Genomic DNA, 14,847 nt, shown 5'->3' with positions numbered 1-14,847 from the left:
CTTAACGCGGAGGGGCGGAATTCATTCCCGCGTTCAGATCGGCGGCCAGCTTCCCCAAGCGGATTTCCGTCCGTTAGGCCGCGTAGGAGGCATCCGTCATCGCCTCTCCGTGACCATCAAGCAACCCCCCGCAGGTATGACCGAAGCGCAACTCGCCGTCTAAACTGGGCTGTTGCCCACGGAAGGAACCTCAATGAGCATGGAAGGCGCGGCCTGGAGCTCGCTGCACAAGATCTCGACCGCTAGGGACGGCAAGCACGGCTTCTCCCGTGAATCCGTTCGGCGGATCATGACGTTCGCGGTGCCCTACCGATCCAAGCTGCTCATCTTCATCACCCTCTCCACCGCGGGAGCTTTCCTCGCGGTCGCGACGCCGGTACTCGCCGGCCAGGTGGTCGACGTCATCGTCGCCCAGGGCGAGGTCACCACGATCGTGTGGCTCGCCGTCGTCATCGCCCTCGTGGCCGTGGCCGACGCCGCCGTGTCACTCGTGACGCGCTGGTACTCGGCGCGGATCGGTGAAGGCGTGATCCTGGACCTCCGCACAGCCGTCTTCAACCACGTGCAGAAGATGCCGATCGCTTTCTTCACCCGCACACGCACGGGCGCCCTCGTGAGCCGCCTCAACAACGATGTGATCGGCGCTCAGCAAGCCTTTAGCGGCACGCTGTCCGGTGTTGTCACAAACCTCGTGGCGCTGATTCTCACCCTGATCGTCATGCTCAGCACGTCCTGGCTCGTGACGGTTCTCGCCGTGATCATGCTCCCCATCTTCCTGGTACCCGCGCGCCGCATGGGCAGCCGCCTCGCCGCGTTGCGCCGCGAGGCCGCCGATCACAATTCCGCCATGAGCACGCAGATGACTGAGCGCTTTTCGGCGCCCGGCGCCACCCTCGTCAAGCTGTTCGGCCGGCCCGACGAGGAGGCCGAAGAGTTCCGCGTGCGCGCCGCCCGTGTCCGCGACATCGGAGTCCGGGCCGCGATGCTGCAGTTCGTCTTCTTCACCGCACTGATGCTCGTCTCCGCTCTCGCCCTCGCGCTCGTGTACGGGCTCGGCGGCTTCCTCGCACTGGCCGGTCAGCTGAATACCGGTGACGTGGTCACCCTGGCACTCCTCCTCACCCGCCTCTATGCGCCGCTCACCGGCCTCGCAAACGCGCGGGTGGAAATCATGAGCGCGGTGGTCAGCTTCGAGCGCGTCTTCGAGGTGCTGGACCTCGACCCGCTCATCAAGGAGAAGCCCGACGCCGTCGCCGTGCCCGAAGGCCAGGTGGCCGTCGAGTTCGACAACGTCCGCTTCGCCTACCCGTCCGCGGACAAAGTGTCCCTCGCCTCTCTTGAGGAGGTTGCCACGCTGGACACCCGCGGCGGCGACGAGGTGCTGCACGGCGTGTCCTTCAGGATCGAGCCAGGGCAGACCGTTGCCCTCGTTGGCAGCTCCGGTGCCGGCAAGTCCACGATTGCGCAGCTCCTCTCGCGCCTGTATGACGTCGACAGCGGCGCCGTGCGCCTCGCGGGGACGGATGTCCGCGATGTCACTTTCGCCTCCATGCGGCACAGCCTGGGCATGGTAACGCAGGACGGCCACCTGTTCCACGAGACCATCCTCTCCAATCTGCGCCTCGCGAGGCCGGAGGCGACCGACGACGAAGTATGGGACGCCGTCCGCCGTGCGCGGCTCGAGCCGCTCATCCGATCCCTGCCGGACCAGCTGGACACCATGGTGGGAGAGCGTGGCTACCGACTGTCCGGGGGTGAGCGCCAGCGGATGACCATCGCGCGTCTGCTGCTCGCCCAGCCGCGCGTCGTTATCCTCGACGAGGCGACGGCGGCGCTGGACTCGACGTCTGAGGCCGCCGTGCAGGCGGCGCTCAGCGAGGCGCTCGAGGGACGCACGGCGATGGTCATCGCACACCGCCTCTCCACCATCCGCAGCGCGGACCTGATCCTCGTGGTTGAGGACGGCTCGATCGTGGAGCGCGGTACGCACGAGGAACTGCTGGCTATGGGTGGGCGGTACGAGGAATTGCACCGGACCCAGTTCGCCGTGGAGAAGAATGTTGCGGCCGATGTGGAAGCACTGAGCAGGACCTAGTCGCTGAGCTCGGTGCCCCGCCCCGAGCGTCTCGGGGGCTGTACCCGAGCCATGCACTTGCTTCATTTGAACCCGTGACAGGGGGCCACGGATATTGCCTTGAGGTGCCAGGCAGTCGCTCGGTGTGTTTCGTCAGTTGGGAACCGGCCAAAAGAGCGCTAACTTTCCTGCCATCTGAGCGCCCGGGAATCTGCTGAGCTCAACGTCGGTAGCGACAGCTAGCGGCGTCTCTGTGCACGCCCAGAGCATGGCCGCTGCTCCGTCCAGCCCTGCTCTCGCGCCGATTTAGCCGCTGCGGCAGGTGCAGACGACCATCACTATTCGGAGTCGCGCAGGCCAGCACGGGCGGGCACTGAAATGGCCGGATGTAGGTGATGAAATGGCCGGAATGACGTGCTGAAATGGCCGGTCCCTGAGTGCTCAAACACACGCTCGGTCGGGGGCCAGTGGTTTCCGACCGCGCAAGGGGCTCGAATCTCGACTTGGCCGGCGGCGAGTTCGAGCACATCTTGGCCCGCCGGTCTCAGCCCGAAGCGTACTGTGCACGATGGCGTCCATGATCGCGTCGGCGTGACGCCGGAACCTAGGATGGCCCCCACCAAAGATATCCGGTGGCCCCAGAACAAGCTGCTAGCACTTTTGACCAGTGGCCCCGAAGGTCAAAAACACCGGCCCCCAGGAGAGCGAATATTCACAAGCCTCTCCGCACTGCCAACGATCCAACGCGCCCCAAACCACAAAAAGCCACCGGCGACATGGCCCCGGCCTACGAATCGCCGACATAACCCGACGCACACACGGCTTGAACCAGAAGTCGCTCCTGAGAATACTCAGGAGCGACTTCTTTTTGTTCCAACCAGACCGTTTCGTGAACGGCCCTTTGGTCGGGCTGCCAGGATTTGAACCTGCGACCCCCTGAAGGATCAGGCCTTAATCTGAACGTCAACGAATGTTCTGGAATCTCGCGGATTCCCTTGTCTTCACAGGCAACCGAGCGGTTCGCTGTTTCCGATCATAGTCGGCATTCTTGGGTCCGCCGCGGTTGATTTCGGTGGGTAAACGGTGGGGCACCGCCACGACTCGAAGTGTGCACGCCGCCGCCGCGGCGGATGTGGCCGTCCGCCCGGTCGCCTCGGCCAGCCGGCTGGCAGATGTAGAAGACCATGGGTGTCAGCGACGGTCTCGGCTGCGTGGACGCTGAAAAAGTGCCAACTCAGCAGCGACTTCATTGCTCTATGCTCATCGCATGTCCTACGTCGTCACCGGAAACACAGTGAAGGTACGCTCAGAGTTATTGCGCCTCAGATTCGCTGAAGAGTCCGGCGCTGCCCCCGCGTCCCTCCGACAGTCGATGTTGGATCTTGAAGATCTCCTAGACGTCGCCGGTGATCTTGCGGGAGAACAACCGGAGAGTTACCGGGTCAAAGTCCCAGCGCCGCGTGCCATCCAAAGTGCTTCGTCGACGGGATTCCGCATTCGGTCGCTTCGCTATGGTAGTCCATTCGATGCTGAAATCGAGCTGCTGGTAGTCGCTGGCCCACAGCTCCTCGTCGGCGCCTTGTCGGTCGTGTCCGTGTTTACCGCGCTCGCCACGGCGCGCCTCATCTGGAAGCGCGGTGACGTAAAGACTGCGGAGGCACACAAGCTTCATGCGCAAGCGAACAAGGCGAATGCGGAAGCGGAGAACCTGCGCCGAGAATATCGCGCGCCGGACCCTACACCGTTAAAGTTAGCTGAATTGGCTCTCGAAATCATGAACGGTAACGACGGCGTACGTTTCAGTCGATGGCTTTCTAGGGCCCAGGCTGAGCCTCATTTGTGGCAAGGGGCTAAGACGATCAAGCGTAGACGCGGTATCAGACCAATTGCGGGCCGCACGAAAATCCAGCAACTATCGGGGATCGTTCGACTGGCAAGCAAACCCGACGCGATCCTAAGGATTGAAGAGGACTAGCTGCATCGACCCGACTGGTGTCCTTTGGAAGGCTACAGCCCTACCTAGGTGTATTGGAGTGTTTACGACAAGTCGCGGGTTCCCGATGTCAGGGACAACCGGCTCGTGGCCTGACAGCCGCTTGCCGTGCAACGACGGCATAGGTCCTACTGGGGCGTGAGAGCGGGACCCTACATCCAGGAATCTGGTGACGGTCCAACAACTCAGGGTCAGACAGTCGCCGGATAGAGGCGCGCCACACACGCTCGCCATATCTAGTGGCAAGCGCGTCGTATTCCTCCCCCTCGACGGTGGCAGCGATAGCAGCGTCTCCATGACCCACCGGCAAAGGACTGGGAGACATCCACGACCTAGTCAATACTCTCCGAGCTCGTCAAACCAGGACGAGTGGGTTGTGGTCGAGGCAGCGCCCGCGCACAACGGCATCCGGACGTGGCAGAGGAAGGCTTCAGCGGCCGGATGTCACTCGGCGGCCTCGGTCAGTCGGGCACCTGTGGGGCGGCGCACGAATCTGGAGAGGTGGATCACAAAGCGCACCTTTTGGGCAGACCCAATCGTCGAGGAGGACCGATGCCCACGTTCCAGGACCCCATCTCCATCGGTGACGCAGCGAGCGAATCGATGCGCACTTTGGCACACGCGACCCGCGTCTTTGATGATCCAGCGCAAACCTACGATGTGCTCGGCGACGTGATCGCGGTTGTCCGTTCGCTGGGTCAGGTGCTCAACCAGGTCGCATCTGCTCATCTCGACTACCGCGACCGGGCGTTCACTGACTTGGGCGACAGCGCGGCTGGCGCCGCATCCGCGGACCGGGCCGCCGAGGCACTGCGCGACGCGGCCCAGCACCTGACGTCTATCGACAATGATCTGGATGCCGCATCACGGCATTCAGGACGAATCGCCTGGCACCCCATGGTCGCACCGACGAATCCTGGCCGAACACCCGGCAACAAGCCTCTGGCGGCCAGATGTGAGTCTGACCGCCGATTCGATGGCCTCCCTGATGAGACGCCACGACGAGGAATCTCTTTCTGATCGCGACAGGCGGTTAGCCCGGCTTGACTCCCCCGCCCATCTGGCATTCCAAGCTGCTGGGATCGATTGCGCCAGGGAGCCGTAGCTCTGTTGATCCTTTATCGGGCCCCGAGTGAGCGCCCTTGAGTTAGCGCCCCCGCCCAAACGTGGCGAGCTTCAGGCATTGTCGAAACGTGGAGCCCGATGATGCGGGCGGCCCCGCGTGCATCGTCCACGGTCAGTCGGTTCGTGGGCATGCTCTCGCTGACTTGCTTCATCGCGATCTCCACCACCAACGACTCGGCCGGCACCTGCGGCTTCCCTCGATGTGCCCTGGCCTTGTTCTCCATCTTCGCGTCGCCGGCGAGTCGCACCTGGTAGCGGTCCCCATGCGCCATGACGCTCTTCACGATCTGGTCGAACTGCTGCTGCCGTGCAATGCGCAGGACCTCGGCCTGGGTGCTCCTGACCACGGCGGCGACGTCGCGGCCTGTTAGGAGGTCGACCCGGCGCATCCCCTGCGTGACTAGTTCAACGGCTCGGCCGTAGGCGATGGTCTCGGCCGAGACCGGTGGGAGGCCCATGCGCGCGCGTTTGGCGACGTACGCGGTGGCAAAGTCCAGCATGCGGGTGCCGTTGTGGAGCATGAGTTTCGTCAGCCTCTCGGCGAAGACGGTGAATTGGCGCAGGTGCTCGGGCAGCGCGGGGTCGGTGAAGTAGGCATCCGCGTCGCGATCGTGGGCCCGGCGCTCGGCAACGGTGGCCAGGTGCAGCTGCTTGGACGGCAGGCCCCGGTGGCTGAGCTGGCGCTTGAAACGGCGCGCGGCCGCGTTGGCCGTGAGCTCCGCCTGGTAAACGTTCGGGCATAGTAGTTTTGCTACTAGTGGGCCACGTTGTTGGTATTGCTGTTCCGGGAAGGTGGAACTCGCTGGGCTGGCGATGTCGCCAATCCGGCCAGGCCCTCTCGAGGAAGTTCGGGACGTTACTCCCAGGAGTCCGGGGAGGTCTTCGCTTCGTAATTGCGTCGGCGTCGCATGTCGACCTCGCCGAGGTTGACAGTACGGGCTTGGCTGGCGGGTGGTTGAAGGTGGAGTCGTCGGCGATCCGGTCGGGTAGGGCCTCAACCCAGTAGCCCGGCCCGGATTCGCTGACGATAATCGTCGGCACCGGTGAGCATGGTTCGCCAGAATCGAGAAGAGAAAGGTGGCTGCGTTGGGGTCGATGCCACCATCAGAAAGTCGTCGATGATCGTCAAATTAACATCACCGAGCTTGCTGAGCATATTCTGATGCCCGATCCCGTCGCCGCGGGCGACGGCCAGCTGGCGGGCCAGATCATCCATCCGGGTGAAGTGAACGCTGTGTTAGCGCTGCACGTGGGAACCGTTCCCGCCAACCAGCGCCTCGACCTCGGCGCGCGTGGCCATCGAGTTGTCACCGGGCGTCGTCATCGCCAGAGCACCGTGGGCGGCTCCGTACTCGACGGCACTCGCCAGATCGTGTCCCTCCAGCAGCCCGTAGACCAGCCCGGCGACGAAACCGTCGCCGCCACCCACCCGGTCCATAATCTCCAGCCGGTCGTACTGCGTCGACGTGAGCGCCCGCTCGGTGCGGGCTTGCGCCACCACACTCCAGTCGTTGACGTTCGCCGAGTGCACGGTGCGCCGCGTCGAGGCGACCAGCCACAGGTTCGGGAAGCGGGCCAGAACCCCGTCGAGCTGCCCAGACTCCACACCGAGCCGATCCACGAAATCGGTCGTGCCGCCGACCAGCACGTCAGCGTGCTCCGCCAGCGAGGTGAAGACCTCACGGGCCCGAGCCCGCGCAGCCTCACCGCGCCACAGACTCGGACGATAGTTCAGATCGACGGATACGACGGTGCCGTATTTTCGTGCCGCGGTCATCGCCGCGATCGCGGTCTGCGCCGTCGACTCCGACAGACCGGCGAAGATTCCGCCGGTGTGCAGCCACCGCACCCCCAGGGTGCCAAAGAGATGATCCCAATCAATCTCCTCCGGCTGCAGCAGGGATGCGGCGCTGTGGCCACGATCGGAGACTCCCATCGCCCCGCGCAGGCCGAACCCGCGCTCGGTGAAATTGAGCGCATTGCGTGCCTCGCGGCCCACGCCGTCGAAATCACGCCACACGATCAGCGACGCATCGACACCGCCGGCCAGAATGAGGTTTTCGGTCAGCCGGCCGATCTCGTTGTCGACCAGGGAGGTCGCGACGGCCGTGCGCAGGCCGAAGGTGCGCGACAGCCCCCGGGCCGCGTTGTACTCACCGCCGCCCTCCCAGACCGAAAAATTACGAGCGCTGCGAATGCGGTTCTCCCCCGGATCCAATCGCAGCATCACCTCACCGAGCGAGACGACGTCGAACCGGCAGTCCGCGGCCGGCCGCATCACCGGCCGCACTCCCGGCCGCACCCCCGCACTCATCGCGCCACCTCCGACCCCGCCCCGGCCGAGCCCCGCACCAGTGCGCTCGCTTCCCGGCTCAGCCGGGCAATGTCGTCAAAGCGCTTCTCGGCAATGAGCGACTTCGACGCCATCCAGCTGCCGCCCGCGGCGAAGATCGCCGGGCTCGCGAGGTAGTCGGCGACGTTCGCGGCGCTCACCCCGCCGCTCGGCATGAAGCGCACCCCGGCAAACGGTTCCGCAAAGGTCTCGATCATCGGGCGCCCGCCGAGCTTGCCGGCCGGGAAGAATTTGACGTGGCTCAGGCCCGCGGCGACGGCGGCCTGCACTTCCGTCGCCGTCGCGACGCCCGGTACCACGCTCACGCCGTGACGGTGGCATCGCTCAACGACCTCGAGGCTGAAGCCGGGGCTGACCACGAAAGACGCTCCGGCGTCGACGACCTGGTCGACCTGGTCGGCGGTCAAGACCGTCCCGGCGCCGACGAGCATGTCCCCGCGGGCGGCCATGCGCCGAATGGTGTCCAGCCCGGCAGCGGTGCGCAGGGTCACTTCGGCCACCGGCAAACCCCCGCTCACGAGAGCATCGGCCAGGTCGCCGGCACCGGAGACGTCATCGGCGACCAGCACGGGAACGATGCCGACGCGCTGCAGCCGGGCCAGCACCCCATCCTCGGCGGTGCCACCGCTTGGGCCGGCCACGCCAGAGGCAACGGCGTTCCTATATATAGGTGTGAGGCTCATGCGTACTCCCGATCTGTTCGTATCGTGTTCTCGTTCGTGTTCTCGTTCTCGTTCTGTGACGTCCAGTCGCCGGCCAACGCGGCGACGGGGTTGTGCAACGTGCCGAGCCCGCCGAGGCTGATCGCCACCTCATCGCCAGGCTCGACGATCGCCGAGGTGTGCGGCGCCCCCATCAGCACGACGTCGCCGGCCCCGAGGGTCATGATCGAACTCAGGTAGACGAGCTGTTCGATCACGTTGTACGCCAGATCCGCTGTGGTCCCTTGGGCGCGCACGAGGCCGTTCACCGAGACATCGATGCTCACCGCCCGCCAGTCGAGCGCGGTCGTGATCCACGGACCGAGCGGAGTGAACCCATCGCCGTTTTTGACCTGGGTCATTTTTTCATCGAGTGCGACCTGATCGATCGCGGTCACGTCGTTCCCGATCGTGTAGCCGAGAATGACGTCGCTGACCTCGTCGGGCCGCAGGCACCGCGCGGTGCGACCGAGCACCACGGCAAGTTCCCCCTCGACGTTGACGGCGCCGACCCGCGAATCCAGCATGATCGCGGCCTGCGGGCCCACCGCGGTGCGGGCCGATTTCAGAAACGCCTGCGGCGGCATCCCTCGATCACCGGGGCCGTTGTGGGCCATTCCCACGATGACTCGCGGCTCGCACGGCGCCAGCAGCGTCACCTGGGTGCCATAGGTGCGGCCGGTCAGCTCCGGCACGCGCGCGAACGGGTCGCGGATGCCGCACCACTGATCACCCTGCCAGGTCACCGCGCGCGGGCCCTCGGCAGTGCGGATGCGGGCGAGACGGGTCGGAACGGCCACCACGGACGGTCCCGCGGTTGACGGCATCAGTAGAACTCCACGGTGTCGACGAGGTTGAGCATCGGTTGTCCGTCGAGCAGATGGCCGGCATTTCGGGCGAAGAGTTCGGCGATCAGCCGCGGTTCGGCGGCGGTCAGCGCCGCCGTGTGCGGGCTGACGAGCACATTGGGCAGGTCCCACAACGGGCTGGAATCGGCCAGTGGTTCGTGTTCAAAAACGTCCAGCGCGGCGTAACCGATCTGGCCGCGCCCCAGTGCGGCGAGCAGCGCACGCTCGTCCACCACGGATCCGCGCCCCACGTTGACCAGGGTCGCACCGGGCTTGATGGCAGCGAGCAGGGTCTCACCGACAAGGCCGGCGGTGGCATCGGTGCCGGGCAGGGTGACCACCAGGCCGTCGACCTCGGGCAGCACCCCGGCGAGGTCGTCGGGGTGCACGACCTCGTCGACACCGTCGATCGCCGTGGCCTGCCGGCTCGTGGCCAGCACGCGAACGCCGAAGGCGCCCAGCAGGCGAATCACCTCACGGCCGATGCCCCCGGTGCCGAGCACCAGAATCGTCTGCTCGGCGAGGTGGTGCATCTCGCGGCGGGCCGGCCAGTCATGGTTGCGCTGCTGGGCCTGCAGCGCGGGCAGCATTTTGGCACCGGCGAGCAGCCCGAACAGGGCGAATTCGGCCAGCGGGCGGCCGTGCACTCCGGCCGAGGTCGTGAAGCGCACCCGCTGCAAATCGTCGATCGACAGCGCGGCAGCCTTCACCTGGCCGCCGCCGCCGGCCGCCATGGTCTGCACCCAGCGCAGGCTCGGGTTCGCGTTGACGGTGCGGTGCAGCGCCGTCGCGTTGAGGTCGGGGATGCCGTAGAGCGCATCGGCCGAATCGATCAGGCTCTCGTAGCGGTGTTGTTGATCGGGCGTGCGCCGAAAATCGGGGTCCCCCCGGTAGTCCGTGGCAAACCGGCTGACCGGCAGCAGGCTCGGCTCCCACACCAGGTCGATCCGTGGTTCGAGCGCGACGATCAGGTCGCACAGCTCTTGATCGAGCGGCGTGGCCATCACGACGCGCAACCGCGAGGCGCTCATTCAGAGCAACTTACTGAGGAACGTCTGCGTGCGCACGTGCTGAGGCGATTCGAAGATCTGGGCGGGGGTGCCCTCCTCCACGATGACACCGGCGTCCATGAACAGCACCCGGTCGGCGACTTCGCGGGCGAAACCCATCTCGTGGGTGACGACCACCATGGTCATCCCCTCCTCGGCGAGCGTCTTCATGACGTCCAGCACATCGCCGACGGTTTCCGGGTCGAGCGCCGAGGTGGGCTCGTCGAAGAGCATGACGGTGGGTTCCATGGCCAGGGCTCGGGCGATGGCGACCCGCTGCATCTGGCCGCCGGAGAGGGTGCTGGGGTAGACATCCGCTTTATTGGTGAGGCCGACCTTCTCGAGCAGGGCCATGCCGCGGGTGCGCGCCTCGGTGCGGCTGACTTTGCCGACCTTCATGGGGGCCAGCATGATGTTGTCGATCACCTTCATGTGCGGAAACACGTTGAAGCCTTGAAAGACCATGCCCACGTCGCGGCGCACCGCGTTGAGGTTCGTCTTGGGTCCGGTCAGATTGTGGCCACCGATGGTGACCTGCCCCTCGGTGAACGACTCGAGAAAGTTCAGGCACCGCAAAAAGGTGCTCTTGCCGGACCCCGACGGCCCGATCACGCAGAGAACCTCGCCGACCGAGACCTCGCAGTCGATGCCCTTGAGCACCTCCAACTTTCCGAAACTTTTGTGCAGGCCTTCGACCGTGATGATCATGCTGAGCTCCGTTCGGAGGGTAAGACAACTGAAACTGCTGACACCAGGACAACGTGGGCAACGGGCGCTGCGGTCATGCCAGCTTCCGTTCGTACCAGGTTCCGAGCAGCGAGATGGGGTAGGAGATGACGAAGTAGAGCGCACCTACGATCAAGAAGGTCAGCAACGGCTCCTGGTTGAGAGTCGTGACGATTCGCCCCGCGCGGGTGAGGTCGACGAAGCCGATCACCGAGACGAGAGAGGATGCCTTCACCAGCGCGATCAAAAATCCGATGCCCGGCGGCACCGCGATCTTCATCGCCTGCGGAAAGATCACGAAGCGCAAGCGGGCGAAATAGTGCATGCCCAGCGCCTCGGCCGCCTCGGATTGTCCCTTCGGTACGGCCTGGATTCCGCCACGCACGATTTCGGCCATGTAGGCCCCCGCATAGACGGAGAGTCCGACGACCGCCGTGAAGCCGCGCGAAAAGGTGAGCGCGGGCAGCAGCAGCGGCAGGGCGAAGTAGGTGAACAGGAGGATGATCAGAATCGGCACGCCGCGAATGAAGTTGATGTAAATCGACGCGACGAAGCGGGCGATCCAGTTCGGTGACGCCTTGGCGGTGCCGAGCACGACCCCGATCAGGCTGCCGAGCACTCCGGCGGCGATGCAGATGACCAGGGTGAGTCCGGCGCCGCGCAGCAGGGGCGGGAGATATTCGATGAAGTCCATCAGCGCTGCCCTACCATCTGAATGCCAGCCTCTCGGTGATGCGGGACGCCACAGCAATTGCTGCCGAAGTGAGGAAGTAAAGCAGTGCGCCGACCGAGAAGATCTCCAGCGTGCGCAGGGTTTGGGAGTTTAGGTTCTGCAACGTGGAGGTCAGCTCGCCGAGCGCGATGACCGACCCGATCGAGGAGAACAGGAACAGCACGATGAACTGGTTGGTCAGGGCCGGCAGCACGTTGCGAATTCCCGGTTTGAGAATCACGTAGCGAAAGGTCTGGTGAAACGGCATGCCCAGGGCGGTGCCGGCTTCGCGCAGGCCCTTCGGCACGGCACTGATGCCGGCCCGAAAGATCTCGGCCGTGTAGGCGGAATTGTTCAGCGTCATGCCGATCAACACCGACCACAGCGGGTTGAAGTTGATGCCGATCGAGCCGAGCCCGAAGTAGATCAGGTACAGCTGCACCAGCAACGGGGTGTTGCGAATCACTTCGATGTAGCCGTTGCTGATCAGCTTCAGCGACCGGAACCGGCTCGCCTTCGCGAGGTAGATGAAGATACCGAGCACGCCACCCGCCGCGAAGCTGATCAGCGTGACGTAGATGCTCACCCACAGGGCTTCGAGCATCACGGGTAGGTACGGCAGAATGTCGCCGAAGTAGAGGGTCATGACCTAACCGACGATGTCGGGCAGGTCTGCGTTGCCCCACTTCTGGAACAGTTCCTGGTTCGTGCCCGAGGCGTTCAGGTTGCGGATGAAGTTGTTCAGGTAGTTGATCCAGACCTGATCCTCTTTCAACGTGCCCATCGACACCAGGGCGGGGAACAACGAGGGGCCCTCGACGACGCTGTAGCTCGGGTCGTCCTCCGCCATCTGGGCCACGGTGGAGTCGCCCTCGACGAGGGCATCGACCTTACCGGCCTGCAGCGCGGCCATGGCGTCGGCGATGGTCTCGAAGCGCTCGACCGACGTGTCGGGAAAGTTCTTGGTCATGATCGAGTCGTTGGTGCTGCCCCGGGCGACCGAGACGGTCTTGCCGGCGAGCTCGTCAAAGCTGGCGATGGGGTTGTCGACATTGAACAGCACCCCGGCGCCGTGGGCGACGTAAGGGATGGTGAAGCCGGCCTCCTTGGCGCGTTCGTCGGTGGCGGTCCATTCGGAGATGTTGACGTCGACCCGGTCAGAGGTCAGCAGCGGCAACCGGCTGGTGCCATCCGTGCTCACCAGCTCGAGTTCGACCCCGAGGGCTTCGGCGAGCTTCTCGGCGATGTCGATGTCGTAACCCTCGAAGTCGCCATCCGGGGTCTGCACACTCCACGGCGGGTAGTCCGGCAGCACGGCCACTCGAACGGTGCCGCTTTCGATCACCTTGTCCAGCTGGCTACCGGAGGCGGAAGCGCCGCCAGCACTATTCCCGGGTGACGTGCACCCGGTCAGCAACAGCGCGCCGGCCAGCACGGGGATGAGGACGAGTTTGGGATTCAATCGACGCATGTGCACGATCTCCAGAGTTAGCTTCATTGGTATCTACCCGGATGCTCCCATATTGCGGGAGCACTTCTTACTATGTGAGAATATAGCATCCTCTCTTCGATAGAGCGAAACCCCGTAGGCTCAGGCCGCAACACACCGCCACACACCAGACAGCACCGAGAGGTTCAGGACACATGCCCGACACACCAGCAGAGGCTCCGGCTCGCGACATGGTCGGCAAGGCGCTGTCGCTGTTGACCCTGCTCGGGGACCACCCGCACGGCATTGCCGCATCGGCCTTGGCCCGGCAATCCGGCTTTCCTCTCAGCACCGCACACCGCCTGCTCGGCACCCTGGTGCGCGAAGGCTACGCCAAGTTCGAGCAGAGCAGCCGGCTGTACACCGTGGGGCTGCGCATCTTCCAGCTCGCCCAGACCGTGTCGGTCGCGTACGGCTTTTCGGGCATGACCCGCCCCATTCTGGAAGGGGTCTCAGCCCTCAGCCACGAGGCCACGCTCTTGGCCGTGCTCGACGGAAACCAACAGCTCTACGTGCATACGGTTCAGGGGCCCCAGCAGGTACGCGTCGTCGGCGAACCGGGAACCCACGGCCCCCTGCACTGCGCCGCCGTCGGCAAAGTGCTCATCGCCTTCTCCCCCGACGCCGTCCGTGCACGCCTGACCGAGACGCTCGCCCTCGACAGCTTCACGGCGAACACCATCACTGACCGCGCGGCCTTTCGCGCCGAGATCGACGCCGTGCGCGCACAAGGCTATGCCGTCGCCGACGAAGAGCATGAGGCCGGCATTCGCGCCATCAGCGTACCCGTCTTTGTGAACCAACAGGTCGTGGCGGCCGTCGCGATCGCCGCCCCGGCCTTCCGCACCAGCATCATCAACCTTGAAAACCAGCTGCCGCAGCTCGAAGAGGCGGCCCGATCGCTCTCAACGGTGATGGCCCTGCGGTAGTCCTCGACAACGCCTCCGGATAGCCTGCCAGCTGCTGCAGTCGGGAAAGGCTGCTTCGGTTTCTACCGCGCGGTCCACCCAGCGTCAACTGCCAACGCAGCACCCGTGACCAGCGACGAGGCATCGCTCGCCAAGAACACGATCGGCCCCATGATTTCCTCTATCCTGCCGATACGGCCGAAGGCCGTTTGCGACTCAGCCCATCTACGCACACCGGAACGCGCCAGAATCGGAGCGGACAGCGACGTTTCAATAAAAGTCGGGCATACAGTGTTCGCGCGGATACCATATATCCCTGCCTCCCACGCCAAGGACTTGGTCATACCCTCGAGGGCATGCTTCGTGGCGGAGTACACGCTGCGGTCAACATTTCCGACAAGCCCCATCTGCGATGAGATTGTAACAATGGAACCCGGGAGACCTGCGGCCCGCATCGTGCGAACAGCCGCGCGTGCAATGTAGAAAGCAGTTTTCACGTTCAGTTCAAGCATCGCATCTAGGTCAGCGTTTGTTACATCGACGAGTGGAGCGAGTCGATTGGAACCCACGCTGTTCACCACGATGTGGAATGGGCCGTGCGCAGCGAACAGAGTATCGATCGCCTCCGAATCAGTGGCATCAACCTCCACTGCATAGGCTTGGTGCCCGTGCTCGCGCAGGCCGTGACAGAGCTCTTCCAGATCCTCAAGCGATCGTGCCGCGGCGAAGACCTCAGCTCCTGCCTGCGCCAAGGCCGCTGCCGCCGCGAGGCCAATCCCGCGGCTGGCTCCAACCACGAGAGCTCGCTTTCCACGCAGATCGAATCCTGGAGTTTGTGGAATCTCGATCGACATAATTGCTGGATTCTC

General features: G+C 64.6%; 16 protein-coding genes. 5 read left to right on the top strand and 11 right to left on the bottom strand.

Annotated features, from left to right (window positions below; all coding sequences use genetic code 11):
• Positions 1 to 193: 193 nt before the first annotated feature.
• From E3T55_RS16245 to E3T55_RS16235, 3 genes are all read left to right on the top strand, one after another.
• The gene (locus E3T55_RS16245; protein WP_134520599.1) at positions 194 to 2,095 is read left to right on the top strand and encodes an ABC transporter ATP-binding protein; all 1,902 of its coding nucleotides are present in this window, start codon (positions 194 to 196) and stop codon (positions 2,093 to 2,095) included.
• Positions 2,096 to 3,341: 1,246 nt separating this feature from the next.
• Positions 3,342 to 4,049 (top strand): hypothetical protein, encoded by a 708-nt coding sequence (locus E3T55_RS16240; RefSeq protein WP_134520598.1) that lies wholly within the window; start codon positions 3,342 to 3,344, stop codon positions 4,047 to 4,049.
• A gap of 570 nt (positions 4,050 to 4,619) precedes the next feature.
• Entirely contained in the window at positions 4,620 to 5,087 is a 468-nt protein-coding gene (locus E3T55_RS16235; RefSeq protein ID WP_134520597.1) for a hypothetical protein, read from the top strand.
• 98 nt (positions 5,088 to 5,185) lie between these two features.
• Here the strand turns inward: E3T55_RS16235 and E3T55_RS16230 are convergent, their stop codons facing one another.
• Entirely contained in the window at positions 5,186 to 5,713 is a 528-nt protein-coding gene (locus E3T55_RS16230; protein ID WP_134520596.1) for a hypothetical protein, read from the bottom strand.
• Here E3T55_RS16230 and E3T55_RS16225 point away from each other — a divergent pair.
• The gene (locus E3T55_RS16225) at positions 5,705 to 5,935 is read left to right on the top strand and encodes a hypothetical protein (protein ID WP_134520595.1); all 231 of its coding nucleotides are present in this window, start codon (positions 5,705 to 5,707) and stop codon (positions 5,933 to 5,935) included. The genes E3T55_RS16230 and E3T55_RS16225 overlap by 9 nt on opposite strands.
• A 251-nt stretch (positions 5,936 to 6,186) precedes the next feature.
• Here E3T55_RS16225 and E3T55_RS16220 read toward each other — a convergent pair whose 3' ends face one another.
• The 9 genes from E3T55_RS16220 to E3T55_RS16180 all read right to left on the bottom strand — a co-directional run bounded on the left by E3T55_RS16220 (position 6,187) and on the right by E3T55_RS16180 (position 13,079).
• A complete protein-coding gene (locus E3T55_RS16220; RefSeq protein ID WP_134520594.1) occupies positions 6,187 to 6,408 on the bottom strand; it encodes a hypothetical protein in 222 nt (73 codons plus the stop codon).
• A gap of 21 nt (positions 6,409 to 6,429) precedes the next feature.
• Positions 6,430 to 7,506, bottom strand: a complete 1,077-nt coding sequence (locus E3T55_RS16215) for a sugar kinase (RefSeq protein WP_134520593.1) — start codon at positions 7,504 to 7,506, stop codon at positions 6,430 to 6,432.
• Positions 7,503 to 8,228 carry a bifunctional 4-hydroxy-2-oxoglutarate aldolase/2-dehydro-3-deoxy-phosphogluconate aldolase gene (eda, locus tag E3T55_RS16210; RefSeq protein WP_134520592.1) on the bottom strand — a complete coding sequence of 242 codons (726 nt, stop codon included), beginning with the start codon at positions 8,226 to 8,228 and terminating at the stop codon, positions 7,503 to 7,505. Before eda ends, E3T55_RS16215 begins: the two co-directional genes overlap by 4 nt.
• The gene (locus E3T55_RS16205; RefSeq protein ID WP_134520591.1) at positions 8,225 to 9,073 is read right to left on the bottom strand and encodes a fumarylacetoacetate hydrolase family protein; all 849 of its coding nucleotides are present in this window, start codon (positions 9,071 to 9,073) and stop codon (positions 8,225 to 8,227) included. The genes eda and E3T55_RS16205 overlap by 4 nt, the downstream gene beginning before the upstream one ends.
• Positions 9,073 to 10,125, bottom strand: coding sequence for a D-2-hydroxyacid dehydrogenase (locus E3T55_RS16200; protein WP_134520590.1), 1,053 nt, complete (start codon positions 10,123 to 10,125; stop codon positions 9,073 to 9,075). Before E3T55_RS16200 ends, E3T55_RS16205 begins: the two co-directional genes overlap by 1 nt.
• Entirely contained in the window at positions 10,126 to 10,851 is a 726-nt protein-coding gene (locus E3T55_RS16195; protein ID WP_277613506.1) for an amino acid ABC transporter ATP-binding protein, read from the bottom strand.
• A 73-nt stretch (positions 10,852 to 10,924) separates the two neighbouring features.
• Entirely contained in the window at positions 10,925 to 11,563 is a 639-nt protein-coding gene (locus tag E3T55_RS16190; RefSeq protein WP_134520589.1) for an amino acid ABC transporter permease, read from the bottom strand.
• Positions 11,564 to 11,573: 10 nt separating this feature from the next.
• Positions 11,574 to 12,227: an amino acid ABC transporter permease gene (locus E3T55_RS16185; RefSeq protein ID WP_134520588.1), complete on the bottom strand. Its 654-nt coding sequence runs from the start codon at positions 12,225 to 12,227 to the stop codon at positions 11,574 to 11,576.
• Positions 12,228 to 12,230: 3 nt separating this feature from the next.
• On the bottom strand, positions 12,231 to 13,079 hold the full coding sequence (locus E3T55_RS16180; protein ID WP_134520587.1) for a transporter substrate-binding domain-containing protein: 849 nt from the start codon (positions 13,077 to 13,079) through the stop codon (positions 12,231 to 12,233).
• 146 nt (positions 13,080 to 13,225) lie between these two features.
• On the opposite strand from E3T55_RS16180, the gene E3T55_RS16175 reads away from it, so the two are divergent.
• Positions 13,226 to 13,999: an IclR family transcriptional regulator gene (locus E3T55_RS16175; RefSeq protein WP_134520586.1), complete on the top strand. Its 774-nt coding sequence runs from the start codon at positions 13,226 to 13,228 to the stop codon at positions 13,997 to 13,999.
• Positions 14,000 to 14,061: 62 nt separating this feature from the next.
• Here E3T55_RS16175 and E3T55_RS16170 read toward each other — a convergent pair whose 3' ends face one another.
• Positions 14,062 to 14,832 (bottom strand): SDR family NAD(P)-dependent oxidoreductase, encoded by a 771-nt coding sequence (locus E3T55_RS16170; RefSeq protein ID WP_134520585.1) that lies wholly within the window; start codon positions 14,830 to 14,832, stop codon positions 14,062 to 14,064.
• Between the last annotated feature and the right edge of the window lie 15 nt (positions 14,833 to 14,847).

It is taken from the genome of Cryobacterium frigoriphilum (genome assembly GCF_004403305.1).
Lineage (GTDB): Bacteria > Actinomycetota > Actinomycetes > Actinomycetales > Microbacteriaceae > Cryobacterium > Cryobacterium frigoriphilum.
The sequence above is the reverse complement of the archived record's forward strand: the minus strand, read 5'-3'. Positions and strand labels throughout refer to the sequence as shown.

Coding starts and splice junctions, on each gene's coding strand:
- E3T55_RS16205 (WP_134520591.1), bottom strand. CDS start 9,073: ATGCCGTCAACCGCGGGACCGTCCGTGGTGGCCGTTCCGACCCGTCTC.
- E3T55_RS16200 (WP_134520590.1), bottom strand. CDS start 10,125: ATGAGCGCCTCGCGGTTGCGCGTCGTGATGGCCACGCCGCTCGATCAA.
- E3T55_RS16215 (WP_134520593.1), bottom strand. CDS start 7,506: ATGAGTGCGGGGGTGCGGCCGGGAGTGCGGCCGGTGATGCGGCCGGCC.
- E3T55_RS16195 (WP_277613506.1), bottom strand. CDS start 10,851: ATGATCATCACGGTCGAAGGCCTGCACAAAAGTTTCGGAAAGTTGGAG.
- E3T55_RS16245 (WP_134520599.1), top strand. CDS start 194: ATGAGCATGGAAGGCGCGGCCTGGAGCTCGCTGCACAAGATCTCGACC.
- E3T55_RS16170 (WP_134520585.1), bottom strand. CDS start 14,832: ATGTCGATCGAGATTCCACAAACTCCAGGATTCGATCTGCGTGGAAAG.
- E3T55_RS16235 (WP_134520597.1), top strand. CDS start 4,620: ATGCCCACGTTCCAGGACCCCATCTCCATCGGTGACGCAGCGAGCGAA.
- E3T55_RS16240 (WP_134520598.1), top strand. CDS start 3,342: ATGTCCTACGTCGTCACCGGAAACACAGTGAAGGTACGCTCAGAGTTA.
- E3T55_RS16180 (WP_134520587.1), bottom strand. CDS start 13,079: ATGAAGCTAACTCTGGAGATCGTGCACATGCGTCGATTGAATCCCAAA.
- E3T55_RS16190 (WP_134520589.1), bottom strand. CDS start 11,563: ATGGACTTCATCGAATATCTCCCGCCCCTGCTGCGCGGCGCCGGACTC.
- eda (WP_134520592.1), bottom strand. CDS start 8,228: ATGAGCCTCACACCTATATATAGGAACGCCGTTGCCTCTGGCGTGGCC.
- E3T55_RS16175 (WP_134520586.1), top strand. CDS start 13,226: ATGCCCGACACACCAGCAGAGGCTCCGGCTCGCGACATGGTCGGCAAG.
- E3T55_RS16230 (WP_134520596.1), bottom strand. CDS start 5,713: ATGCTCCACAACGGCACCCGCATGCTGGACTTTGCCACCGCGTACGTC.
- E3T55_RS16185 (WP_134520588.1), bottom strand. CDS start 12,227: ATGACCCTCTACTTCGGCGACATTCTGCCGTACCTACCCGTGATGCTC.
- E3T55_RS16220 (WP_134520594.1), bottom strand. CDS start 6,408: ATGGATGATCTGGCCCGCCAGCTGGCCGTCGCCCGCGGCGACGGGATC.